This window comes from Microbacterium sp. BR1, assembly GCF_002812725.1.
Classification (GTDB): Bacteria; Actinomycetota; Actinomycetes; order Actinomycetales; family Microbacteriaceae; genus Microbacterium.
Genome location: NZ_NMUN01000007.1, coordinates 138,454 through 160,830 on the forward strand (window position 1 = coordinate 138,454; position 22,377 = coordinate 160,830).

The following is a 22,377-nucleotide window of genomic DNA, read 5'->3' on the forward strand; positions in this document are numbered from 1 at the left end:
CAACTCTTGACGTTAGATCGCCACATCGTCATGATCGATCTGCGGGGCACTGCTGCTCCGGCAATCGCATATTCATGGTGGAAAGGCGAAAGATGAAGAAGTCTCTCCTGCTCCCGGCGCTCGCTGCCGTCGGAGCTTCGGCGGTGCTGCTGGCCGGTTGTTCCGGCTCGGGCACCCCCTCGTCCTCGGGTGACAACGGCGGCGGCGACGCCGCCGGTCGTGCCTGCGTCATCCTCCCCGACGCCGCGTCATCGCCCCGTTGGGAGAACTTCGACCGCAAGTACCTCCAGGAAGGCCTGGAGGGCGCCGGGTTCGAGGTCGACATCCAGAACGCACAGGGCGACGTCAACAAGTACTCCACGATCGCCGACCAGCAGCTGACCCAGGGCTGCGGCGTCATGCTTCTTGTCGACTACCAGGGTGCGGCCGAGGCGGTCGCCGCCAAGGCCACCGCCGAGGGCATCCCCGTCATCGCCTACGACCGCCCCTTCGAAGGCGCGGACTACTACGTCTCGTTCGACAACGTCAAGGTCGGTGCACTCGAGGGCCAGACCGTCCTCGACGGCCTCCAGGCCGCTGGCAAGGACCCCGCGACCGCCGTTGTCGTCTACATGGGTGGAGACCCGACGGACGGCAATGCCGCGATGTTCAAGAAGGGCGCCGTCGAGGTGATGGAAGCCGCGGGCATCAAGCCGGCCGCCGAGCCGCCGGGGGTCTGGGATCAGGCCAAGTCGCAGACCAACTTCGAGCAGGCCCTCACGAGTCTGGGCGGCAAGGTCGACGGCGTGTGGGTCGCCAACGACACGAACGCGGCGGGCGTCATCAAGGTCCTGCAGGACAACAACCTGAGCGGCGTTGCCGTCTCGGGACAGGACGCGAACGTCGCGGGCCTGCAGAACATCCTGCTGGGCTGGCAGACCGCCACCGTCTACAAGCCCGTCAAAGACGAGGCCGACGCCGCGGTCGAGACCGCAGTCGCGCTCCTGAAGGGCGAGACGGTCAGCACCGACGCGAAGCTGGACGACGGCACGCCGTATGTCCAGGTCACGCCGGTCCTGGTCGGGCCCGACATGGTCAAGGACGTCATCGCCGCCGGCGACGCCGCCTACGACGACGTCTGCACCCCGGACGTCATGGCCAAGTGCGAGGAGTTCGGCGTCACGGCACCGTAGCGCGAACACCCCGGGGGCGTCGCATCAACAGCATGATGCGACGCCCCCACCCACGACCTCGTAACTGACCATCGAAGGAACGAAGATGCCAGACCCGATTATCGAACTGGTCGGAGTGAAGAAGTCATTCGGCCCCGTCTCCGTGCTGAAGGGAATCGACCTGAAGGTCTACCCCGGCAAGGTCACCGCGCTCGTCGGCGACAACGGCGCCGGAAAGTCCACTCTGATCAAGGGGCTCGCGGGCGTGCAGCCCTATGACCAGGGCGAGGTGCGCATCGACGGCGTGCACCGCGACCTCGCGACGCCCCGCGAGGCCTCGGCACTGGGCATCGAGGTCGTGTACCAGGACCTCGCGCTGTGCGACAACCTCGACATCGTCCAGAACATGTTCCTCGGGCGGGAAGAGACCGCCTTCGGCACGTTCGACGAGGGTCGTATGGAGAAGGAAGCGTCCGACACGCTGCGTTCGCTGTCCGTGCGCACCGTGAAATCGGTGCGGCAGCGCGTCTCCTCGCTCTCCGGTGGCCAGCGCCAGACCGTGGCGATAGCCCGCGCCGTTCTGAAGAAGGCCCGCGTCGTCATCCTCGACGAGCCGACCGCCGCACTCGGCGTCGCGCAGACCGAGCAGGTGCTGAACCTCGTGCGGCGCCTCTCCGAGCAGGGCGTCGCCGTCGTCCTCATCAGCCACAACCTCGCGGACGTGTTCGAGGTCGCCGACGACGTCGCGGTCCTCTACCTCGGACAGCTCGTCGCGCAGCTGCAGATCTCCGACACGACCCGCGACGACGTCGTCGGGTACATCACCGGCACGAAGACCCCGCCCGGATTCACCGTCCAGGAGACCAGCACGATCGCCACGGGAGGCGCAGAATGACCACCACATCGAAGGACGCCGCCCCGCCTCTCACCGGCGAGGGCATGATCGGGTCCGGCATCGAAGGCGGCCTCGGCGATCAGATCCGCGGCTGGGTCCAGCGGGTGCGTTCGGGCGACATGGGCGCCCTTCCCGCAATCGGCGGACTCGTCGTGCTCGGCGCCCTCTTCAGCTTCCTGAGCCCGTTCTTCCTCACCGAGCGCAACTTCGCGAACCTGATGAATCAGGCCGCGACCCTCGTGATGCTCGCGATCGCGCTGGTCTTCGTCCTCCTGCTCGGAGAGATCGACCTGTCGGCCGGCGTCACGGGCGGCGTCGCGATGGCGCTCTTCGTCGTCCTGAACGCGCAGTTCGGTGTGCCATGGCCCATTGCGCTGCTCATCGGCTTCGCCGTGGGATTCGGCACCGGGGCCTTGATCGGCTTCTTCGTCGCCAGGGTGGGCATACCATCCTTCGTCGTGACGCTGGGCCTGTTCCTCGGCTACCAGGGTCTCGCGCTGCTGATCATCGGCGACGGAGGCCTCTACCGCCTGCAGGTGCCCGAGCTCGTCGCCATCCAGAACAGCAACCTGCCCGTCTGGGCCGGTTGGGCTCTGCTGATCATCATGCTCGCGGTGTCGGGCGGCACGTCCTGGTGGGATCGCCGGCGCCGCACTCGGGCGGGGGTGCCCAACCGCACCATCACCGTTCTCTGGATCAAGCTCGCCGCCATCGCCGTCATCGGCGGCGTCGTCGTCTTCGTGCTGAACCAGAACCGCGGGCAGTCCGTCGTCGCCGTCGAGGGCGTGCCGGTCATCGTGCCGATCGTCCTCGCCGTACTGTGGATCGGCACCTTCGTCCTCGACCGCACCAAGTTCGGGCGCTACATCTACGCCATCGGCGGCAACAAAGAGGCGGCACGCCGGTCGGGCGTCAAGGTCCGGCTCATCATGTGGTGGGCCTTCGTGATCTGTTCGACGCTCGCGGTGCTCTCGGCGCTGTTCAGCGTCGCTCGCGTGGGCTCGGTCGATGCGACGGTCGGTCGTGACATCGTCCTCAGCGGTGTGGCCGCGGCGGTCGTCGGTGGGGTGAGCCTCTTCGGAGGAAAAGGACGCCTCGTGCACGCCGCCATCGGCGCACTCGTGATCGCCGTCATCACGAATGGTCTCGGCCTGTTGGGGTTGCCCGCCGGAATCAACCTGCTGGTGACGGGTGGTGTGCTGATCCTGGCCGCCACGGTCGACGCCCTGTCGCGCCTGCGTTCCGGGGGCGGCGCGCGCATTTAGGGAGGTGCGCGGGAGGGCGGCGCACGGGAGGCGCGACTACGATCTAGTCGTGACCGAACGCGCACCGCTCTCCCGCAAACTGTCCGCCATCGCCGAGTCGGCGACCCTCAAGGTCGATGCCAAAGCGAAGGCACTGAAGGCCGCGGGCCGCCCCGTGATCTCCTACGCTGCGGGCGAGCCCGATTTCGCAACGCCGCAGTTCATCGTCGATGCCGCGGCCGAGGCGCTCCACGACCCCGCCAACTTCCGCTACACCCCGGCCGCCGGACTGCCCGTGCTGCGCGAGGCGATCGCGGCCAAGACGCTACGCGACTCCGGGCTCGAGGTCGACCCCGCCCAGATCGTCGTCACCAACGGCGGCAAGCAGTCCGTTTACCAGGCGTTCCAGGCCGTCGTGAACCCGGGCGACGAGGTCCTGCTCCCCGCACCGTTCTGGACGACGTATCCCGAGGCGATCGCCCTCGCCGATGGTGTTCCGGTCGAGGTCTTCGCCGGCGCCGACCAGGACTACAAGGTCACGGTCGAGCAACTCGAGGCCGCGCGCACCGGGCGCACGACGGTGCTCGTCTTCGTCTCACCCTCGAACCCCACGGGCTCGGTGTACACCCCCGAAGAGACGCGGGCCATCGGCGAATGGGCGCTCGAGCACGGCATCTGGGTGATCTCGGACGAGATCTACCAGAACCTCGTCTACGAGGGCGCGCATGCCGTATCGATCGTCGAGGCGGTCCCCGAGCTCGCCGGTCAGACGATCCTCGTCAACGGCGTCGCGAAGACCTACGCCATGACCGGCTGGCGCGTGGGCTGGATGGTGGGTCCGCGCGATGCGATCGCCCTCGCGTCGAACCTGCAGTCGCACCTCTCGAGCAACGTCAACAACATCGCGCAGCGCGCCGCGCTCGCCGCGCTCTCGGGTCCGCAGGACGAGGCCGAGAAATTCCGGCTCGCCTTCGACCGCCGACGCCGCCTGATCGTCGATGAACTGTCGAAGATCGATGGCGTGGTCGTGCCGGTTCCGCTCGGCGCGTTCTACGTCTACCCCGACGTGACCGGCCTGCTCGGGCGCGAATGGCGCGGTCGCACGCTGAACTCCTCGCTCGAGCTCGCCGACTTCATCCTCGAAGAGGCCGAGGTCGCCGTGGTGCCCGGTGAGGCGTTCGGACCGAGCGGATACCTCCGCCTGTCGTACGCGCTCGGCGACGACCAGCTCGTCGAGGGCATCCGGCGCCTGCAGCAGCTGTTCGCGTGAACGCCGTCGCGCAGCCGCGCGTCAGAACCGCGTGATCACGCTGCGCGCCGTGCGTCCCGTGCGCAGCTCTTCGTAGGCCTCGTCGATGTCGCCGAGCGAGATCTCGGCAGAGATCAGGTCGGTCAGGTTGAGCCTCCCCTGCAGGAAGAGCGAGGCGTAGAACGGGATGTCGCGCTTGATGTTCGCGTGTCCCATGTAGACGCCCTGCACCTTCTTCTGCGCTCGCAGGAAGTCGTTCGGATCGAGCTCGATCGTCGAGCCCGCGCCGTGGATGCCGATCAGGCTGGCGGTGCCCCCGACGCCGAGCATCGCGATGGCCTGCAGCGCGGTGTCCTTCCGCCCGATCACCTCGAACGCGTGGTCGACACCCCCGCCCGTCATTTCCTGCACGGCCGCGACGACGTCGACGTTCCGGCCGTTGATCACGTCGGTGGCCCCGAACGAGCGAGCGAGTTCGAGCTTCTCGTCGTTCAGATCGATGCCGACCACGCGGGCGGCACCCGCCAGGCGCGCTCCGCTGACGACGTTCAGGCCGACGCCACCGAGGCCGATCACGGCAACCGTCTGGCCGGGGCGTACACCCGCGGAATTGATCGCCGCACCCGCACCCGTGATGGTGCCGCAACCGAGAACGGATGCCTCGGCGAAGGGCACCGCGGGGTCGATTCCGACCACCTGGTTCTCGTGCAGAAGCGCCTGCTCGGCGAATCCAGCGGTTCCCATCGCAGCCAGCACGGGCTCGCCATCACGGCTCAGACGCGGGGGTTCGCCGGGCGCACGCAGGGTCGCCTCGGGATGCAGGCACCGCACGGTTTCGCCGCTCAGGCAGGCGACGCACGCTCCGCAGAACTGAACGAGCGAGCCCACGACGTGGTCGCCCACCGCGAACTCGGTGACATCCGGGCCGACCGCGGCGACGACTCCCGCGATCTCGTGGCCGAGCACCATGGGCGGCTCCATCCCGAAGTTCGTCTCGGCGAAGTGCAGGTCCGAGTGACACAGACCCGATGCCTTGATATCGACGAGCACCTCGCGTCCGCGCGGCTCGTCGATGTCGATCTCTTCGATGTCGAACCCGCCGCCGAAGGCGTTCACGACCGCGGCCCTCATGATCCGGCTCCGAGCACGACGTTGATCGACTTGGTGTTGAGGTAGTTGTAGAAGACCTCGTGACCCTGCTCACGTCCGAGCCCCGAGGACTTGTACCCGCCGAAGGGGGACGCGAGGTCCGGGGAGTACCCGTTCACCCCGATGGTGCCGGTCTGCACCGCGCGTGCGATGTCTCGGGCGGCATCGATGTCGCGCGAGAAGACGGCTCCGCCCAGCCCGTAATGCGAGTCGTTGGCGATGCGCACGGCGTCTTCACGGTCCGTGTACTCCAGCACGGTGACCACGGGACCGAACACCTCTTCCTGCGCGATCTCGTCATCCGGCGAGACCCCCGTCAGGATGGTCGGCTCGTAGAAGTAGCCGGATTCGCCGGGCAGATCACGTCCTCCCGTGAGCACCTGCGCCCCGCGCGCACGCGCCCCGTCGACCAGCCCGCGGACGCGCGAACGGATGCGCTCCGAGACCAGCGGGCCGAGCTCTGTGGTGGCATCCCGGGGGTCACCCAGCCGGAACGAGCGCGCCACGTCGACGAGACCGTCCACGACCTCGTCCCGCCGCGAACGCGGCACGAGCACGCGCGAGAGCAGGAAGCAGGTCTGTCCCGAGTTCATGAAGGAGTTCCCGCGCAGCCCGGCCAGCGTGACGTCGATGTCGGCGTCGTCCAGCACGATCGCCGCGGACTTTCCTCCGAGTTCGAGCGTGACCGGGATGAGCCGTTCACCGCAGTTGCGGGCGATGATGCGGCCCGCGGCGGTGGATCCGGTGAAGGCGATCTTGTCGACACCCGGATGCTTCACCAGGGCGTCGCCCGTCTCACGACCGCCCGTCACGACATTCACGACCCCGGGCGGGAATCCGACCGCCTCGACGGCCGCGGCGAGCGCGAGCGCGTCGAGCGGAGTCTCGGCGGCGGGCTTGATGACGAGGGTGCACCCCACGGCGAGCGCGGGAGCGAGCTTGGCCGACAGCAGCGACTGGGGGTAGTTCCACGGCACGATCAGACCCGCGACACCGACCGGTTCGTACCGGATGAGCGAGGCGCCCGGACCCGCGACGTTGGCTCGTTCCTCCTCGAACGCGAAATCGCGGATGAGCCCCGCGAAGAACCGCAGCTGACCGGCCGGCATCATTCCGTTGACGAATCGTGACAGGCCCGTGGGCTGGCCGATCTCGTCCGTCACCAGGTCGGAGATCTCGGCACCGCGTCGCTCGAGCTCGTCCGCGAGCCGCTCCAGCAGGGTGGCGCGTTCGTCGGGGCTCATGCGCGGCCAGGGTCCGTGGTCGAAGGCCTCCCGCGCCCCGCACGGACCGCCGCGTCGACGTCGCTCGCGTCGGCGTCCGGCGCGGTACCGACCAGGGTCCGCGTGTAGGGGTTCTCCACCTCGATGCGCGCGGTCGAGTGCGGCGTGAGCCACTCCCCGCCGGTGAACAGGCGCTGATCGGAATGGGATGTCATCGTCGACATGGGATTCCTCCTTCGGAACCCCTCTGTTCTAGCCGACCCGGCGACCAAAGTCATCAGTTCGGCTGAAATTGATTCCGACCGATTACAGCTCCACGTCGATCAGGACGGGTTCCGGCTGCAGGACCAACCCGAACTCGGCCTGGACGCGCTGTTGGATGAACCGCGCGAGCTCGGCGATCTCGGCCGCCGTCGCTCCCCCGCGATTGGTCAGGGCGAGCGCATGCTTGGTCGAGAGTCCGGCGCGCGAGCGCGGCAACGAGAAGCCCTTGCGCAACCCCGCGTGCTCGATCAGCCAGGCGGCGCTGATCTTCACGTCGGGCGCCGACGTGGATGCCACGGGCACATACCCGTCGTAGGACGCCAGGGGAATCACCCTGTCGACCTCGACGTCGGGTCGCACCGGCCATCGGGGGCATTCGGGGGGAAGCGTGTGCGCGAAAGCGGCCGAGACGATCGGATTCTGGAAGAACGATCCGGCACTACGGGTATCGGGGTCGGCGCGGTCGTCAGGAAGACCGTCCAGCACCATGCCCTTGGCGCGGCGCGTCGCGAGGACGCGCTGGCGCACGTCGCCCAGGGTCGCGGACGCCCCCGGCTCGTATCCGAGGGCACGCCGCAGTTGCTCGCCGCGGACGATCCGCGGCTCGGCACCGACCTCTTCGAGCTCGAGCGTCACCGACAGGATCACGGACGGTCGCTCGGCGACCGACCCGTAGTGGGCCTTGAAGACCGAGGTGCGGAACCCGAGGCCGAGCTCGTCGACCGGTACGGTCTCGACGTCCCCCGTCGCCTCGTCGATCAGCTCGACCTCGACCAGGGTCTGTTCGATCTCCTGCCCGTACGCCCCCACGTTCTGGACGGGCGCCGCGCCGACCGTACCGGGAATGCCCGACATCCCCTCGATGCCGGCCAGGCCCTCGGCGACGGTATACGCGACGAGGTCGTCCCAGTCGTGGCCCGCCTCGATCCGCAGGCGGGTGAAACCGGGGCGCGGGGAAGGCACGCGCTCGATCCCCTTCGTCATGATGCGCACGACGGTGCCGTCGAACGCGGCGTCGCCGACGAAGAGGTTCGAGCCTCCTCCGAGTACCAGCCACGGTTCATCCCTCGACCACACGTCACGGAGCGCGGCGACCAGCTCATCACGCGTACGCGCCGCGATCATGCGCGTCGGACGACCCCCCGTGCGCAGCGTCGTCAGCTCGGCAAGCGGGATCGGATCGATGTCGGGCATGGGCCTCAGCCCAACCGGACGCGCACCTGCGCCTTGCCGAGCACCGTCGTCTCGGCGTGCGACACGACGAGATCGATGCGGGCGGTGCCGGCGGCCTCGTCGACCTCGGCCACCGTGGCCACGACCCGGACGTCGGCGCCATCCTCGGCGTCGACGACGACGGGACGCGTGAAGCGCACGCCGTAATCGGTTATGCGCCCGGCGTCGCCGAGCCACGGGACGATCGTCGAGCCCGCGAGTCCCATCGTCAGCATGCCGTGGGCGAGAACGCCCGGCAGGCCCACGCGGGCCGCAACCTCGTCGCTGTAGTGGATGGGGTTGAAGTCGCCCGACGCACCGGCGTAGCGCACGAGGGATTCCCGGGACAGATGCACGGTGCGGTCGGCGACGATCTCGCCGACCGTGGGAACCAGGTCGGTCATTCTTCGCCACCGATCAGCAGGATGGATGTCGCGGTCACGACGTGAGCGCCCGAGGCATCCGTGATCTCGGCTTCGCTCGTGACCATGGCGCCCTTTCCGATCGCGCGGACACCGGTGACCGCGAGGCGGCCGGTCAGCTCGTCGCCCGCGACGATGGGGCGCGTGTAGCGGAACTTCTGTTCGGCGTGGATCGTGCGCTCGAGCACGACCCCCGAGTCGGGTTCGGCGAGCAGCTGCTGCAGCGTGAGGTCCTGGATCACCATCGCGAAGGTCGGCGGTGCGACGACATCCGTGTATCCGAGCGCTTGCGCGGCTGCCACATCGGTGTGGGTGGGATCCGTTGCGAACACGGCACGGGCGAACTCGCGCACCTTTTCGCGTCCGACGAGGTAGGGCTCGGTCGCCGGGAACGTACGTCCGACGAGCTCGGGATTCACTGGCACTCCGCCATCCTATGACGGCGTGCCGGCCCTACTTGGATCGCCCGCGGATGGCCCGCACGATCATCTGCACGACGATGAAGAAGAGGAACACCGCGAAGATGATGTTGGCCGAGAGCGGATCGACGCTCTTGGTGATGAGTGCACCCAGAGCGGTCGTCGTGCACGCAGCACCCCCGACGAGCACGGCGCCCAGCAGGTTGACGTTCTTTCGGCGCACGTTGCCGAACGTTCCCGACAGGGCCGTCGGGATCATCATGAGAAGGCTGGTGCCGCGGGCGATCAGGTCGCTCGTCCCGAACAACAGCATCAGCGCGGGAACCACGATGATTCCGCCGCCGACTCCGAGCAGCCCCGAGAGCACGCCCGTGACGAGCCCGAGCGCGATGAGGCCCAGCACGACGAGGAAACTGAGCTCGAACGGCTCGCCGCGGCTCGGGATGATCAGGAAGAGGCTCACGATGACGACGATGAGGAACGCGGCGAACCCGAACTGCAGCACCCGGACGGGCACGCGCGGCAGCAGCCACGTGCCGACCTGCGCACCGATGACCGCTCCCGCTGCCAGGATCAGCGCCGGGATCCAGGCGACGTCACCGCTCAGGGCGTAGGAGACGACGCCGACGCTCGCCGCGGGGATGATCGCCGCGAGTGAGGTGCCCGAGGCCAGGCGCTGCGGGTATGCGAGAACCAGCACGAGCAGCGGAACGATGACGATTCCGCCGCCGACCCCGAACATGCCGGAGAGGAGACCGGCGAACAGCCCGACCGCGATGTGCAGGATGACCCGTCCCGGCGTCCATCGGTAGCCCTCGACGACTCCGCCGTCTCCCCCGGTTGCACCACGTCCTGGCATGACCCGACCTCTCCGCCCTCGCGGGCACACCAGCAAAACCCTAGTCCAGCGCGGAGGGCACTCCCGCCGCCATCAGGCGTCCGGAGAACGGGGTGGTGCCGGAGGATCCGCCGGCGCACCGAGAGCCGCGAGCTGCGCCGAGAGCCTGCTCACCTCCGCTCGGGTCGCCGGCTGGTACTCCTCGTGACCGGCGGTCGCGCGTTCGGCGACCCACGAGGCCAGGGTTGCGGTGCTGATGCCGAGCACGGCGAACAACCCGAAGAAAACATGAAGCAAGAAAAACCGCGAACGAACGCGGCCCGCAAAACGGTCAACCGGCGTGAAAGTCTCCGTAGCCGACCGTGGTGATCGTGACGAACGCCCACCAGATCGCATCGCCGAAGCTGGTGATGTTCGCGTCGGGCGACGCACGCTCGGCTTCGAGCACCGACAGCGCCGCGATGTAGATGACCATCAGGGCGGACGCGACGCCGTAGATCATCAGGCGTGCGCGCAGGGCATCGCCCGCGCTCCGCCCGAAGGGATGGAACAGCGTCAGCACGCGCAGGAGCCGGAGCGGCTTGAGCGCTGGGATGATGACGACCGCGAGGGCGAAGAGGTGCGCGCGGAACCACACGCCCTTCTTCGGCGCCATCGAGAGCTGCACCAGATAGTCGGCGGCGAAGACGACCCAGGTGACGAGGATGATCGTCGCCGTGATGATGCGGGGACCCCCGCGCAGCTCTGCGATGACCTGCCACGAGTAAGCGACGATGAACGCGAACGAAGCCACGATCAGCGGCCAATAGGTCAGCTTCTGCCACCGTTCTGGGGTCATGTCCGCATTCTCGCGGATGGCCCACCGCGCGTCCGCGCAACTCGCCCGCAACCGATGCGTAACACCCCGACGAATTATTCGAAACTGTCCCCCTTTCGGTGGACAGTTTGTGAGCGGCTTTGCTAGGTTACGAGAACCCGATCTCAACGGTGTGACGTGGGGACTGATCACCGTGTCCTATCGCTGTGCGATCTGATACGCGCCCGAAACGGCGCGTGTTTTTTCGTGCGATGAGACGAATGTTCGAGGGGAATCAGGATAGCCCTCTCGTGTCGACGGCTGGGGAAGACGACGACGCGAGAGGGCCCTTCTGTGCGAGGGATTCGCTCGTCTGCGGAGCTAGTCCGCCGAGCTCAGAGCCGAACGGGGCGGACCGCGATGGGGAATGGGCACCGGGCGCTCGGATCGGGATCGCGCCTCTCGCCGCTGAAGGTCCCGGACGACCGCGGTCGGCGAGCTGTATCGGGCGGGAAACGGGAGATCGAGAAGCCACTCGACCTCGACTTCGTCCGCCTCGACCTCGTAGACGCGCGCGACCGTGCGGCGCGGATCTCCGAGAGGACGCCCGAGATCGAGCACGAGCCACATCATCGTGGTGGTCGGCTGCAACGCGTAGTGCGGGTTGTGGATGCTGGACATGGTTCTCCAACCGCTATCCGTCCAGTGTGCTGCGGCTCACTCGCAGCTGATCCACCCTTGACAACGGGGCGGGATCATGTCTTGTGACGTCCGCGTGACAGCGGTCGTCAGCCCAGGCGTGCCAACCCGCGTCCGATGACGAACAAGGCAGCCGCGATGCCGACCACCAGCAAGGTCAGGGTGACGAGGGCGAGAGCCAGCCCGTCGATCGGCAGTTCCCCGTCGGCGACGAGGCCATCATGAGCGCGCCGGTACCGGACGGATGCGCGGACATATCCGGCCCCGGCCGCGATGACACCGATCAACCCGAGGGCGACGGCCGCTGCGGGTCCGATGACCTCTGCCGAGAAGCGCACCACGACCGCGCTCGCCACCGCGAGAGCCAGACACGTGCGCCGCCAAGCCAGCAGTGTCCGCTCGGGTTGAAGACCCGGATCGAACGGTGCGTGGCTCGGCGCACTCACCAGAAGAAGCCCGCCGTGAGCAGCACGACGGCTACGACGATGCCCGCCACGATCACGAGGCTCACTCCGGTGGAGGGAAGCGCCCGATTCTCGCGCAGGGCGCGCTCGGTGCGGAGCCAGGACAACCATGCGTGACCCGCGGCGACCACCCCCAGCACGACGAAGACGACCGCGGCGGCGAGCCGGAACCCGGCTGACACGGGTATCTGCAGCGCCTCGAGCGCGACGCCCGCGGCGAGCAGTGCCAACGACGTTCGAATCCAGGCGAGGAAGGTGCGCTCGTTGGCGAGGCTGAACCGGGGGTCCGGCTCAGACCCGCGACTGTACAGGGAACGGGGGAATCGATTCGTCATGGCGCTCGCGATCGACTGTAGCCGCGATGCGCGCGCTGGACGGGGCAACACGGGCCGGGCATGATGGGGATTCGGTCGACGGACGGGGGCCCGCCATCACGATTCAGGACGATTCCGCCAGCGGATTGCCCGGTCTGACCGAGTTGATGCGTGACGAGCAGGTCTTTCCCACACGCCGCACCCGGGCCGATTCCGCGATCCGGCGGCGCCGTCGCCGGAAGGCCTGGATCATCGTGGCGATCGTCGTCGCGGTCGTCCTAGGCTCCGCCGGTGGCTACGCGGCGTGGGCCCTGAACGCCCCGCTGCCCGAACCCACCGTGGAGTGGCAGACCCCGGATGTCTCGGTTCCGCCGGCCGCGACGATCGCCCTGCCCGTCGAGGGTTCCGCCGCGATCAGCGTCGCGGGCGCCGACGACTACCTCGGGGCGGAGGCGAGCGGGATCTGGATGACCAGCGGATCGGCCGACCCGCGCCCGATGGCGAGCATCAGCAAGCTGATCACGGCGCTCGTCATCCTCGATGCGAAACCTCTCGCGGGCCCGGACGACCCCGGACCGACGATCGCGTTCGACGAGACCGATCGCGATCTGTTCGACGAGTACTACGTGCTCGGGGCGACGGTCGCCGAGATGCCCCGGGGCACGTCGATGTCGCTGCACGACGCGCTCGCGACGATACTGATCCCCTCGGCGAGCAACTATGCCGAGGCCGTCTCGACCTGGGCGTTCGGCTCGCAGGGCGCTTTCGTGAGCGCGGCACGCCGGTGGCTGGAGGCGAACGGCCTGACGGGCACGACGATCGTCGAGCCCACGGGCCTCAGCCCGCGCAACACGAGCACGCCGAGCGACATGATCGCGATCGGCAAGATCGCGGCGGCGAACCCCGTGATCGCCCAGATCGCGGCGACGGCGTCTCTGACTCTTCCGGGTCCGGGGACGATGTCCAACACGAACGGCCTGCTGGGGACATCCGGAATCACCGGACTCAAGACCGGGACGCTCGGCGAGAACGACTACACCCTGCTGTACACGGCGATCCTCGATATCGGAACCGATCTGCCGCTGAGCGTGACCGGCGTCGTGCTCGGTGGATTCTCTCGCGAGTCGGTCAGCAACGGGGTCGTCAACCTGCTCGACAGCATCCGCGCGGGCTTCCACAGTGTGCCCCTCATCGGCCGGGGAGACCGGGTCGGCACGTATTCGACCGCGTGGGGCTCCGCGGGGCAGATGATCGTCACCGGAAGCGCATCGATCCGGACCTGGTCCGACACTCCGATCAAGGTGACCATGGACACGTCGACGCCGCAGAACTACGCGGACGGCGAGTCCGTCGGCACCATCACCTGGAGCGCCGGTCCGAACACCGCGACCGTCGATGTGACGCTCGACGGCGGGATCGCGCAGCCGAGCGCATGGTGGCGGCTGACGCACCCCGGCGAACTCGGGTAGCTCTACCAACCGCTCCAGCAACGAAAGAAGCGCCCCACGAGGGGGCGCTTCATTCGTAGCGGGAGCGGGGCTTGAACCCGCGACCTCACGATTATGAGTCGTGCGCTCTCACCAACTGAGCTACCCCGCCACACCGCATCCCGGTCCAGGATGCTGCGAGCCCCGAGTCAGGATTGAACTGACGACCCCTTCCTTACCATGGAAGTGCTCTGCCACTGAGCTATCGGGGCGCACCCGCAAGCGGGCAACCACAAGAGAATACCATCGGCGAGGCGCCGAGCAGAAACCGAGATGACCTCGGATCAACCGCCGGCGTGCTCGCGCAGCCAGGGCAGCGGATCGATGCGTGCGCCGTTGACGAAGACCTCGAAGTGCAGGTGCGCTCCGTACGACAGGCCCGTGTCTCCGACATGGCCGAGAACGGTGCCGGCCTGCACGACATCGCCCGGCTTGACCTGAAGCGAGCCGTACAGCATGTGCGCGTAGTGCGTCGCGAAGACCTCGCCGTTGATCTCGTGGTCGATGATCACGTGCACGCCGAAGGCGCCGCCGCTTTCGTTTGCCACGCGAACCGTGCCGGCCGCGACGGCCTGGATCTCGGCACCCTCGCCCGGGGTGAAGTCGAGACCGTAGTGGAACGAGCCCCAGCGCGGACCGTATCCGTCCGAGATCGGCACGCCCACCGCGAAGGGCCACTGGATCGGCGCGCTCGGGTCGTTGACGAAGAAGTTGGTGTGGCGGCTGATGCCCGTTGCCGCAGCGATCTCGCTGAACGTCGCCGTCGAATACTTCTCATCGCGGTTGAGTTCGGTGTCGGCACCCTCGGGTGCGACGAAAGCCTGGATCTCTTTGTCTTTAGTGACCTCGTCGCTCGAAGCCACGGCGATCGAGGTGACCGCGTCGGCCTGAGTCGCCGCGGCGAGGGCCTCAGCGGGCACGGTCACCGCGACCGTGAGCAGTCCGACCGCCGCCATCACACCCATGCTGAACCCGGTCGCCGCGATGCGCCTGACGGCGGCTCCCGAGCGACGGGCGCGACGCGGCACACGGTGCGCAGCGGATGCCGGGGCCCCCGGCTCTTCCGACTCGTCCGCGGCCACGGGGTCCGAGGTCGGCACGATCACGGGGTTCTCACCGGTGAAGCTGAACAGACGAGCCGCGGCTTCGAACGCGTCTGCGGCGTCGCTGTCGACCGTGCTCACCGGAGCCGTCAGATCGGCCGGTGACGGGATGGTCGGAGCATCCGAAGCCGTCTCGGCCACCGGTACGACAGGCGGCGTGCCACTGAGTCGGGCCTGGCGCCGGCTCTGCGGAGCATCCTGAATCGCTGCTCGCCGACGAGCGGCACGCGTCTCGGATTCAACGGACGAACGCGCCGCAGCAGAATCGGAGGCAGAGTCCAGGGCAGACGCAGAGGCGTCGGCACGGCGAGCACGGCGTGTAAGGCCGGGCTCCGACTCGGGGGCGTCGGGCTGCAAGCGGGTGGGGCTCTCGGATCGGGATCGCGGTGAAACGCGACGGGTTTCGGGACGTCTGGCTTCGGGATTGGGCTTCTGAGATTCTCGTCACTCCCGTTCGGGCGGAGGTAACGAATAGGTAAACACTAACCCGTCCGGACTGAGAATGCCATGTGTGAGCAGACTGCTCAACGGGCGAGCACGGCCTCCAGCGATCCGTAGAATTCGGGGCCCGCCGCGATCAGCAGGTCGCGTCCCGCGGGTAATCCCCCCAAGCCGCCGACGATTCCGCCCGCCTCGCGGACGAGCAGCGAACCCGCTGCCATGTCCCACGGCCAGAGGCCCCACTCGTAGTACGCGTCGAGCCTGCCGGCGGCGACGAACGCGAGATCGAGCGACGCCGCGCCGATACGACGGATGTCTCGAGCGAGTGGGAGCACTCGCCCCAGAATCTCGAACTGCTGCGTGCGGCGCTCGGCGTCGTAGCTCATCCCCGTCGCGATGAGCGCGCCGGATGCATCCGGTTCGTCGCGGATCGCGAGTCGCTGCGAACCGAGATGCGCGCCTTCGCCGCGCGCCGCGCGAAAGAGCTCACCGGTGGCGGGATTGTTGACGACGCCCGCGACCGCTGTCCACGTCGCCGGGTCGGGCGGCCCCTCGACGACGCCGATGGACACGGCGTATGCGGGGATTCCGTAGGCGTAGTTGACGGTGCCGTCGATCGGATCGACCACCCAGGTCAGGCCCGAGGAACCCTCTTCGGCCGCCGACTCTTCGCCGAAGAATCCGTCGTCGGGTCGCGCCTGGGCGATACGGTCCCGAATGAGGCGCTCGACCTCGCGATCGGCCTCGGTGACGATGTCGGCGAGGCCCGATTTGGTCGCGGCGATAGCGACTCCCTCGTCACGCCGGGTGCGCGCGAGCTCACCAGCCTCCCGCGCGATCTCGACGGCCAAGGACAGGAGCTGCGCGTCTGAATCCACACACCTACGCTACCCATCGCGGCGACTTCAAGCGGGAGGCGTCGCCTCGGGCGCGGGAGGCACGGGAGGCACGGGCGGAACCGGCGGCGGGACGGGCGCCGCCTGCAGCGGGGGCGCCGTCTGCTGCGTCGGGTAGCCCGTGTAGTAGGCGTTCCAGTCGGGCGAACCATCCGGGAGCGGCGGGAGCGGCGTGACGCCGTCGGCGTAGGTCGGCCACACGGGTGCGGGCACGGGCGGTGCCGGCGGCGCCACACGCCGAGGACCGTTCAGCGCCTTGACCAGGGGGACGAGCGCGGTGCCGACGGCCGCGAGGATCGTGATCGCGACGACGACACGCCAGTAGAACTCCGAGAACTCGACGGCGCGGGCGAGCAGCAACGGCAGGATCAGCAGGATCGCGAGCACAGCGACCAGCGCCACCGTGATCGGCACGACGATGCGCGAGAAGGAGCTCCGCGGTTCGCCCTGCGTCTTCGTGAAGAGACGGATGTGCAGGATCGCCAGGCGCAGGACGATGACGATACCGACGAATTCGAAGAAGCGGACGACGGGCGACGACCCCCACGGCCAGCCCCAGTCCATGGGAGCCCAGATCTTGATGGCGCCGGCGAGCAGCGCGAGCACCCACCCGACCATGCTCACCAGCACGTACCATTGCGGCCGCCGCGGCGCGACGCTCGCATCGAGCAGGGCGGCTCCGGCGAATGCGGCCAGCAGCACGATCGTCAGGAACGCGCGCCCGATCAGCCCGTTCTGGTCACCGACCAGCACCCCGACCACGCAGACGAGGGCCGCGGCGATGAGGGCGCCGATCGCGATCCAGACGGCGAACTTCCAGTAAGGACTGCGCGCTTCTTCGGTCTCTGCGGGCAAGGCGCCGTGCGGCTGCGACATGGTGGCTCTCTTCGATCACGAGGGAACGGGCTTTTTCCATCCTGACAGGTGACCGCGCGAGTGCGCGGAGGAGTTTCGGCGACCTGTGGACGTCATCACGATCAAGAGTCGTGGGGAGGGCCGGAGCAAAGAATTGGCCCCCTCGGGTGGCCCATTGGGGACTGGGCGACTCGAGGGGGCCCCGCTTCCTTCCCATCCGATCGCAGAACCGCTTGGGGAAACGGTCCGCCCGACGCTGGGGACGACGGTTCGAATGCTTCAGAAGGAGCTGAAATGAGCATAACCCCACTGCGCACACCACGTATGTCCCCTTTTTGGGGGACAAAACGGATTCATTTGCGCCCTTTTCGGCGGACTGACGATCCAAACGCCGAGGAAGGAGGTGGTACCAGGGGAAAAACGGTGCCGTTCGATCTTGCTCAGATCGCGGCGATGGTCCAGCTTCCCCCGGCGCGGGCGGCCGGGTCAAGGTATATGAGAGAGTTCTCAGAATTGAACGCGTCGGGTGGACAGGTCATCGGCTCGACCGCCAATCCGATCCGATCCGTCGCCCGTCCGGGCACGTCCGCGGTGTGGATCTGAACCCAGGGGCACGCCTCGTTCCAGGCCATCGATACGCCCGAGCCCGAGGCATCCGTCAACCGCACGCGGGCCACCCCGTCGGCACGCCGAAGGCCCGTGAAAGCGTGATCGATGCGCGCATCCGCGATACGGCGAGCCCGGCGAAAGTCGAAGCGCTGCGGGTCGCTCGCATCGACCGCCTGCTCGGTCGTCGGGATCAGGCGATCGTCCGTGACAGCGAGGACGATGTCCGCGGGCAACTCGAGCGTCCAGTCGTCGACGCGGCCGGGACCCGCCACCAGATACGGGTGCCCGCTGGCTCCGAACGGCGCCACGGTGTCGGACATGTTCGTCGCCGTGACGGTCTGCTCGAGTCCGTCGGCCGTGAGCCGGAAGGCCGACTCCACGCACAACCGCCACGGATACCCCGTCTGCGGCTCGATCTCGGCTGCGAGCGTGACATGGTCGGCACCCTTGTCGACGGCGTCGAAGTCGAGCCAGGACACGAGGCCGTGCAGCGCGTGCCCGCGCTCGGGTTCGGTGAGCGGAAGGACGTGGTCCACGCCGCCGAAGCGGTAACGGCCGTCGACGATCCGATTGGGCCACGGCGCGAGCGAGACGCCGCGGTAGGCGGGCCGGACCTCGTCGGCGTCGAACGGGACGATCAGATCCCGTTCGCCCGCGGGACCGCGGTGCCGCAGAACCCGGAGGGACGCCCCGACGCTGGCGACGACGGCGTGATAATCCCCAGATCGCAGCAGGTGCTGGGTGCCGGATGCCGGGCGTCGTTCTCGCGAAGTCACCGATGGAACCCTAGCGCGGCGGCGACATAGCGGGCGCGGATGTCCGGCCGGGTGTCGACCGGCACCTCGTGCTCCCCCGCGGCAACCCAGTCGGGAAGAACGCCCGACAGGACCCCCGCGGCCTGGCGTGCGGCACCGAGCGCGACGTACTCGCCCGGCGCAGGCACGACGATCGGCAGGTCGAAAACCTGCGCGGCGATCGCCGATACCGCGGGATTTCGAGCCGCGCCGCCGATCAGCAGCAGACGGTGAAGCTCGACCCCCTGTTCGCGGATCGCGTCGAGACCCGCGGCCAGACCGCAGAGCATGCCTTCTATCGCCGCGCGCGCGATCGCCGGCCTCGTCGTACCGGCGAGCGTCAGACCCGACAGGGATGCCGTGGCATCCGGCAGATTCGGCGTTCGTTCACCCTCGAAGTACGGCACGAGCACAGGACTTTTCGGCCCCGGTGCCGCCTCGAGCGCGAGGCGACCGAGCTCATCGTGATCGACCCCGAGCAGCCCGCCGAAAGCATCCAGGACGCGCGCCGCGTTGAGCGTTGCGACGAGCGGCAAGAACCGTCCTGTGGCGTCGGCGAAGCCGGCGACCGTACCCGAGGCATCCGCGATCGGAGTCTCCGTGACGGCGAAAACCGTTCCCGATGTACCGATCGAGATGACGCCGTCGCCGCCCGTGGCACCGAGACCCAGGGCCGCGCCTGCGTTATCCCCCGCGCCGGGGCCGATGACGAGCCCGCTCGGCGTTGTACCCGCGCGCTCGAGCGGACCCAGCACACGTGGCAGCACGGCCGCGTGACCCAGCGCGCGTTCGAACAGGTCGGGCTGATAGCCGGCGGAGCCCCAATAGGCGGTGCCACTGGCATCCGACCGATCCGTCACGAGCTCGTCGAGCACGGGGCCGAGGGGCGATCCCGCCGGGCCGTACCCGCGCAAGCGCCACGTCAGCCAGTCGTGCGGCAACGCCACTGCCGCGACGCGGGCCGCGTTCTCGGGTTCGGCGTCGCGCAGCCAGCGCAACTTCGTCGCGGTGAAAGAGGCGACGGGCACGACGCCCGTCCGCTCCGCATACGTGTCAGCCCCGACCTCCGCGATGAGCTGGCGTGCCGCCACGGCCGAACGCGTGTCGTTCCAGAGCAGGGCGGGACGGATGACCGCGCCCTGCGCATCCAGCACGACCATGCCGTGCTGCTGACCCGCGATCGACACCGATGCCACGTCGTCGAGCCCACCGGCGTCGACGATCGCGGCCTGCAGAGCGTTCCACCACGCCTCCGCGTCGACCTCGGTGCCATCCGGATGCGCCGACCGGCCGGTGCGAACGATCCGGCCGGTCGAGGCATCCGCGATGACGACCTTGCACGACTGCGTCGACGAATCGACCCCCGCGACGAGCGTCATTTGCTCTCCTCAGCCGCGGGCGCCGAGCAGGTGCTCGGTCGCGAGCTGCTGCAGGCGAACGAAGCCGAAGCCCTTGCCACCCAGGTAGGAGGCAGTGTCGAAGTCCTCGTACGCCGAGCGGTCCGCGAGGAAGTCGTCGTACGACTCGCCCTCGTTCAGCGTCGGAACCGAGAGCTCGGGAACGCGCGAAGCCTCGAGCGCCTCCTGCACCTCGGGGTCGGCGCGGAAGGCCGCGGCGCGCTCCTTGAGCAGCAGGTAGGTGCGCATGTTGGCGGCGGCCGAGTCCCAGACTCCGGTCTCGTCCTCGGTGCGGCTCGGCTTGTAGTCGAAGTGGCGCGGGCCCTCGTACGCGGGCGTGCCACCGGGGCCACCGTTCTCGAGCAGGTCGACGAGCGCGAACGCATTGTGCAGGTCGCCGTGTCCGAACACCAGGTCCTGGTCGTACTTGATGCCGCGCTGGCCGTTCAGGTCGATGTGGAAGAGCTTGCCGTGGTACAGCGCCTGGGCGATACCGGCCGCGAAGTTCAGGCCCGCCATCTGCTCGTGCCCGACCTCGGGGTTGAGGCCGACGAGTTCGGGACGCTCGAGCGAGTCGATGAACGCGAGGGCGTGACCCAGCGTCGGCAGCAGGATGTCGCCGCGCGGCTCGTTGGGCTTGGGCTCGATGGCGAAGCGGATGTCGTAACCCTTGTCGATCACGTAGTCGCCGAGCAGGTTGACGGCCTCACGGTAGCGCTCGAGCGCGGCGCGGATGTCCTTCGCGGCGTCGTACTCGGCACCCTCGCGGCCGCCCCACATGACGAACGTCTTGGCGCCGAGTTCGGCGCCCAGGTCGAGCTGGCGGAAAACCTTGCGGAGAGCGAAGCGACGGACGCCGCGGTCGTTCGACGTGAAGCCGCCGTCCTTGAAGACAGGGGCGCTGAAGAGGTTGGTCGTGACCATCGGCACGATCATGCCGGTGTCGGCGAGTGCGCCCTTCAGCCGGTCGATCTCTTTCTCGCGCTCGGCTTCGGTCGAACCGAAGGCGAAGAGGTCGTCGTCGTGGAAGGTCAGGCCATACGCGCCGAGTTCGGCGAGCTTCTCCACGGCGTGCACGGTGTCGAGGGGCGGACGCGTCGGGCCACCGAACGGGTCGGTCCCGTTGTAGCCGACGGTCCAGAGGCCGAAGGAGAACTTGTCGGCGGGCGTGGGCGTAGGGGTGCTCATGGGTGATCCTGATCCTCGCTGAACGGAAATGTTGTTGAACACAACCTATACCATTCCGTCGGACGCGGCGACCCCCTACGCTGGTGCGATGACCGACCGCGCGACGACGTTCGAAGCCGTGCGTCGAGCGAACCTCGCGCGTTTGGTGCGGATCCTGCATCTGGCGGGCCCCCAGTCGCGCGCGCAGTTGACGGCGACAACCGGACTCAACCGCTCGACGATCGCCGACCTGGTTGCGGAACTCGCCTCGATCGGCCTGGCAGAAGAGCTTCCGCCGGCTCCGTCGACGCGCGCGGGACGTCCGTCTCCGGTCGTGGTGACGCATCCGTCGATCATGGCGATCGCCGCGAATCCCGAGGTCGATGCCCTCGCCATCGCTGCCGTACGACTCGATGGGACGGTCGCCGCCCGCCGCCGCATAGAGGTCGACCACCTGCTCACGCCCGCCGAGACCGTCCGACTGGTGGCCGAGACGATCGCGTCCTGGCGTACGGACGATCTGCGCGACGCACGGCTCGTGGGCCTCGGCTTCGCCGTTCCCGGCCTCGTCCGCGGAGTCGACGGGATGGTGCGAAACGCCCCGCACCTCGACTGGCACGATGTGCCGCTGCACGAGCTCGCCGCCGAAGCGACCGGACTCCCGATCGTGGTGGGCAACGACGCGTCCCTCGGCGCTGTCGCCGAGCACCTGTTCGGCGCGGGGCGCGGCATCGACAACCTCGTGTACCTGAACGGCGGCGCGAGTGGAATCGGTGGCGGCCTGATCGTGCACGGGATGCCCGTGGCCGGCGCATCCGGTTATGCCGGGGAGTTCGGGCAGAACCGGCCGGGCATCCCCTCGACGGCCGACCGGCTCGCCGGGGACGGCGTGCTCGAGGACGAGGTCAGCCGCGCCCGTCTGCTCGCGGTCGCGCGTTTGGTCAGCGCCGATGAGCCCACTCTCGCCGCCGCCCTGGCCGCGAGCGAACTGCCGGACGCCCGCGAAGAGATCGCGCGGCAGCGACGCATCCTCTCCACGGCCCTCGCCAACGCGGTCAACGTCCTCAACCCGCAGATGATCGTGCTGGGTGGGTTTCTCGCGACGATCGCCGAGGAAGGCACCGGCGAGCTGCTCGATGACGTGCGCTCGCTCGCGATGCCGGCCGCGGGCGAGGACGTGGACATCCGGTCAGCGGCGCTCGGCGAAGACCGCCTCCTGGTGGGTGCGGCAGAGGCGGCCTTCGCGCGGTTGCTGGACGACCCGGTGGGCGCGCTCGCGGCTCTCTGAG

The 22,377-nt window shown here is 68.5% G+C and carries 24 protein-coding genes and 2 tRNA genes; 6 read left to right on the forward strand and 20 right to left on the reverse strand.

Translation table 11 applies throughout. The features are described 5' to 3' along the window. Positions 1-92 precede the first annotated feature (92 nt). The 4 genes from CGU35_RS12465 to CGU35_RS12480 all read left to right on the forward strand — a co-directional run bounded on the left by CGU35_RS12465 (position 93) and on the right by CGU35_RS12480 (position 4,560). Positions 93-1,172 (forward strand): sugar ABC transporter substrate-binding protein, encoded by a 1,080-nt coding sequence (locus CGU35_RS12465; RefSeq protein WP_100811908.1) that lies wholly within the window; start codon positions 93-95, stop codon positions 1,170-1,172. A gap of 85 nt (positions 1,173-1,257) precedes the next feature. Further along, on the forward strand, positions 1,258-2,046 hold the full coding sequence (locus CGU35_RS12470) for an ATP-binding cassette domain-containing protein (protein WP_100811909.1): 789 nt from the start codon (positions 1,258-1,260) through the stop codon (positions 2,044-2,046). After that, the gene (locus tag CGU35_RS12475; RefSeq protein WP_100811910.1) at positions 2,043-3,311 is read left to right on the forward strand and encodes a sugar ABC transporter permease; all 1,269 of its coding nucleotides are present in this window, start codon (positions 2,043-2,045) and stop codon (positions 3,309-3,311) included. Before CGU35_RS12470 ends, CGU35_RS12475 begins: the two co-directional genes overlap by 4 nt. Before the next feature lie 49 nt (positions 3,312-3,360). Then, positions 3,361-4,560 carry a pyridoxal phosphate-dependent aminotransferase gene (locus tag CGU35_RS12480; RefSeq protein ID WP_100811911.1) on the forward strand — a complete coding sequence of 400 codons (1,200 nt, stop codon included), beginning with the start codon at positions 3,361-3,363 and terminating at the stop codon, positions 4,558-4,560. Positions 4,561-4,581: 21 nt separating this feature from the next. On the opposite strand, the gene CGU35_RS12485 is transcribed toward CGU35_RS12480, so the two are convergent. From CGU35_RS12485 to CGU35_RS12535, 12 genes are all read right to left on the reverse strand, one after another. Beyond that, a complete protein-coding gene (locus CGU35_RS12485; protein WP_100811912.1) occupies positions 4,582-5,670 on the reverse strand; it encodes a zinc-binding dehydrogenase in 1,089 nt (362 codons plus the stop codon). Continuing rightward, positions 5,667-6,932, reverse strand: a complete 1,266-nt coding sequence (locus CGU35_RS12490) for an aldehyde dehydrogenase family protein (protein ID WP_198519583.1) — start codon at positions 6,930-6,932, stop codon at positions 5,667-5,669. The genes CGU35_RS12485 and CGU35_RS12490 overlap by 4 nt, the downstream gene beginning before the upstream one ends. Beyond that, complete coding sequence (locus CGU35_RS18395; RefSeq protein ID WP_198519584.1) at positions 6,929-7,135, reverse strand: hypothetical protein; 207 nt, start codon at positions 7,133-7,135, stop codon at positions 6,929-6,931. Before CGU35_RS18395 ends, CGU35_RS12490 begins: the two co-directional genes overlap by 4 nt. A gap of 82 nt (positions 7,136-7,217) precedes the next feature. Then, positions 7,218-8,369 carry a UDP-N-acetylmuramate dehydrogenase gene (locus tag CGU35_RS12495; RefSeq protein ID WP_100811913.1) on the reverse strand — a complete coding sequence of 384 codons (1,152 nt, stop codon included), beginning with the start codon at positions 8,367-8,369 and terminating at the stop codon, positions 7,218-7,220. A 5-nt stretch (positions 8,370-8,374) separates the two neighbouring features. Beyond that, the gene (locus CGU35_RS12500; RefSeq protein ID WP_100811914.1) at positions 8,375-8,791 is read right to left on the reverse strand and encodes a MaoC/PaaZ C-terminal domain-containing protein; all 417 of its coding nucleotides are present in this window, start codon (positions 8,789-8,791) and stop codon (positions 8,375-8,377) included. Further along, positions 8,788-9,234, reverse strand: coding sequence for an FAS1-like dehydratase domain-containing protein (locus tag CGU35_RS12505; RefSeq protein ID WP_100811915.1), 447 nt, complete (start codon positions 9,232-9,234; stop codon positions 8,788-8,790). The genes CGU35_RS12500 and CGU35_RS12505 overlap by 4 nt, the downstream gene beginning before the upstream one ends. A 28-nt stretch (positions 9,235-9,262) precedes the next feature. Next, complete coding sequence (locus CGU35_RS12510) at positions 9,263-10,087, reverse strand: sulfite exporter TauE/SafE family protein (RefSeq protein WP_100811916.1); 825 nt, start codon at positions 10,085-10,087, stop codon at positions 9,263-9,265. Positions 10,088-10,159: 72 nt separating this feature from the next. Continuing rightward, the gene (locus CGU35_RS12515; protein ID WP_100811917.1) at positions 10,160-10,363 is read right to left on the reverse strand and encodes a hypothetical protein; all 204 of its coding nucleotides are present in this window, start codon (positions 10,361-10,363) and stop codon (positions 10,160-10,162) included. A gap of 34 nt (positions 10,364-10,397) precedes the next feature. Further along, entirely contained in the window at positions 10,398-10,904 is a 507-nt protein-coding gene (locus tag CGU35_RS12520; protein ID WP_100811918.1) for an ion transporter, read from the reverse strand. 339 nt (positions 10,905-11,243) lie between these two features. Continuing rightward, the gene (locus CGU35_RS12525) at positions 11,244-11,543 is read right to left on the reverse strand and encodes a hypothetical protein (protein WP_100811919.1); all 300 of its coding nucleotides are present in this window, start codon (positions 11,541-11,543) and stop codon (positions 11,244-11,246) included. A gap of 107 nt (positions 11,544-11,650) precedes the next feature. Next, on the reverse strand, positions 11,651-12,007 hold the full coding sequence (locus CGU35_RS12530) for a DUF202 domain-containing protein (RefSeq protein ID WP_100811920.1): 357 nt from the start codon (positions 12,005-12,007) through the stop codon (positions 11,651-11,653). After that, the gene (locus CGU35_RS12535; RefSeq protein ID WP_100811921.1) at positions 12,004-12,360 is read right to left on the reverse strand and encodes a YidH family protein; all 357 of its coding nucleotides are present in this window, start codon (positions 12,358-12,360) and stop codon (positions 12,004-12,006) included. The genes CGU35_RS12530 and CGU35_RS12535 overlap by 4 nt, the downstream gene beginning before the upstream one ends. Positions 12,361-12,386: 26 nt before the next feature. On the opposite strand from CGU35_RS12535, the gene CGU35_RS12540 reads away from it, so the two are divergent. Then, positions 12,387-13,808 (forward strand): D-alanyl-D-alanine carboxypeptidase family protein, encoded by a 1,422-nt coding sequence (locus CGU35_RS12540; protein WP_232711294.1) that lies wholly within the window; start codon positions 12,387-12,389, stop codon positions 13,806-13,808. 56 nt (positions 13,809-13,864) lie between these two features. Here the strand turns inward: CGU35_RS12540 and CGU35_RS12545 are convergent. From CGU35_RS12545 to xylA, 8 genes are all read right to left on the reverse strand, one after another. Continuing rightward, positions 13,865-13,938, reverse strand: a tRNA-Met gene (locus CGU35_RS12545). A 28-nt stretch (positions 13,939-13,966) separates the two neighbouring features. After that, positions 13,967-14,038, reverse strand: a tRNA-Thr gene (locus CGU35_RS12550). Between the two features lie 72 nt (positions 14,039-14,110). Beyond that, positions 14,111-15,070 carry a M23 family metallopeptidase gene (locus CGU35_RS12555; protein WP_100811922.1) on the reverse strand — a complete coding sequence of 320 codons (960 nt, stop codon included), beginning with the start codon at positions 15,068-15,070 and terminating at the stop codon, positions 14,111-14,113. A 383-nt stretch (positions 15,071-15,453) separates the two neighbouring features. Beyond that, the gene (locus tag CGU35_RS12560) at positions 15,454-16,248 is read right to left on the reverse strand and encodes an inositol monophosphatase family protein (protein ID WP_100811923.1); all 795 of its coding nucleotides are present in this window, start codon (positions 16,246-16,248) and stop codon (positions 15,454-15,456) included. A 27-nt stretch (positions 16,249-16,275) separates the two neighbouring features. Beyond that, positions 16,276-17,142, reverse strand: a complete 867-nt coding sequence (locus CGU35_RS18215) for a hypothetical protein (protein WP_157813977.1) — start codon at positions 17,140-17,142, stop codon at positions 16,276-16,278. A gap of 419 nt (positions 17,143-17,561) precedes the next feature. Then, positions 17,562-18,506 (reverse strand): aldose 1-epimerase family protein, encoded by a 945-nt coding sequence (locus CGU35_RS12570; protein WP_100811924.1) that lies wholly within the window; start codon positions 18,504-18,506, stop codon positions 17,562-17,564. Beyond that, positions 18,503-19,903, reverse strand: coding sequence for a xylulokinase (locus CGU35_RS12575; RefSeq protein WP_100811925.1), 1,401 nt, complete (start codon positions 19,901-19,903; stop codon positions 18,503-18,505). Before CGU35_RS12575 ends, CGU35_RS12570 begins: the two co-directional genes overlap by 4 nt. 9 nt (positions 19,904-19,912) lie before the next feature. Next, entirely contained in the window at positions 19,913-21,109 is a 1,197-nt protein-coding gene (gene xylA, locus CGU35_RS12580; RefSeq protein WP_100811926.1) for a xylose isomerase, read from the reverse strand. 88 nt (positions 21,110-21,197) lie between these two features. On the opposite strand from xylA, the gene CGU35_RS12585 reads away from it, so the two are divergent. Next, the gene (locus tag CGU35_RS12585; protein WP_100811927.1) at positions 21,198-22,376 is read left to right on the forward strand and encodes an ROK family protein; all 1,179 of its coding nucleotides are present in this window, start codon (positions 21,198-21,200) and stop codon (positions 22,374-22,376) included. The last annotated feature ends 1 nt before the right edge of the window (position 22,377 follow it).

Bases quoted from the DNA above. Each gene is read 5' to 3' on its own strand.
- CGU35_RS12585 (WP_100811927.1), top strand. From the start codon at position 21,198: ATGACCGACCGCGCGACGACGTTCGAAGCCGTGCGTCGAGCGAACCTC.
- CGU35_RS12525 (WP_100811919.1), bottom strand. From the start codon at position 11,543: ATGTCCAGCATCCACAACCCGCACTACGCGTTGCAGCCGACCACCACG.
- CGU35_RS12475 (WP_100811910.1), top strand. From the start codon at position 2,043: ATGACCACCACATCGAAGGACGCCGCCCCGCCTCTCACCGGCGAGGGC.
- CGU35_RS12540 (WP_232711294.1), top strand. From the start codon at position 12,387: ATGCGCGCGCTGGACGGGGCAACACGGGCCGGGCATGATGGGGATTCG.
- CGU35_RS18395 (WP_198519584.1), bottom strand. From the start codon at position 7,135: ATGTCGACGATGACATCCCATTCCGATCAGCGCCTGTTCACCGGCGGG.
- CGU35_RS12470 (WP_100811909.1), top strand. From the start codon at position 1,258: ATGCCAGACCCGATTATCGAACTGGTCGGAGTGAAGAAGTCATTCGGC.
- CGU35_RS12520 (WP_100811918.1), bottom strand. From the start codon at position 10,904: ATGACCCCAGAACGGTGGCAGAAGCTGACCTATTGGCCGCTGATCGTG.
- CGU35_RS12495 (WP_100811913.1), bottom strand. From the start codon at position 8,369: ATGCCCGACATCGATCCGATCCCGCTTGCCGAGCTGACGACGCTGCGC.
- CGU35_RS12465 (WP_100811908.1), top strand. From the start codon at position 93: ATGAAGAAGTCTCTCCTGCTCCCGGCGCTCGCTGCCGTCGGAGCTTCG.
- CGU35_RS18215 (WP_157813977.1), bottom strand. From the start codon at position 17,142: ATGTCGCAGCCGCACGGCGCCTTGCCCGCAGAGACCGAAGAAGCGCGC.
- CGU35_RS12535 (WP_100811921.1), bottom strand. From the start codon at position 12,360: ATGACGAATCGATTCCCCCGTTCCCTGTACAGTCGCGGGTCTGAGCCG.
- CGU35_RS12500 (WP_100811914.1), bottom strand. From the start codon at position 8,791: ATGACCGACCTGGTTCCCACGGTCGGCGAGATCGTCGCCGACCGCACC.
- CGU35_RS12575 (WP_100811925.1), bottom strand. From the start codon at position 19,903: ATGACGCTCGTCGCGGGGGTCGATTCGTCGACGCAGTCGTGCAAGGTC.
- CGU35_RS12490 (WP_198519583.1), bottom strand. From the start codon at position 6,932: ATGAGCCCCGACGAACGCGCCACCCTGCTGGAGCGGCTCGCGGACGAG.
- CGU35_RS12485 (WP_100811912.1), bottom strand. From the start codon at position 5,670: ATGAGGGCCGCGGTCGTGAACGCCTTCGGCGGCGGGTTCGACATCGAA.
- CGU35_RS12510 (WP_100811916.1), bottom strand. From the start codon at position 10,087: ATGCCAGGACGTGGTGCAACCGGGGGAGACGGCGGAGTCGTCGAGGGC.
- xylA (WP_100811926.1), bottom strand. From the start codon at position 21,109: ATGAGCACCCCTACGCCCACGCCCGCCGACAAGTTCTCCTTCGGCCTC.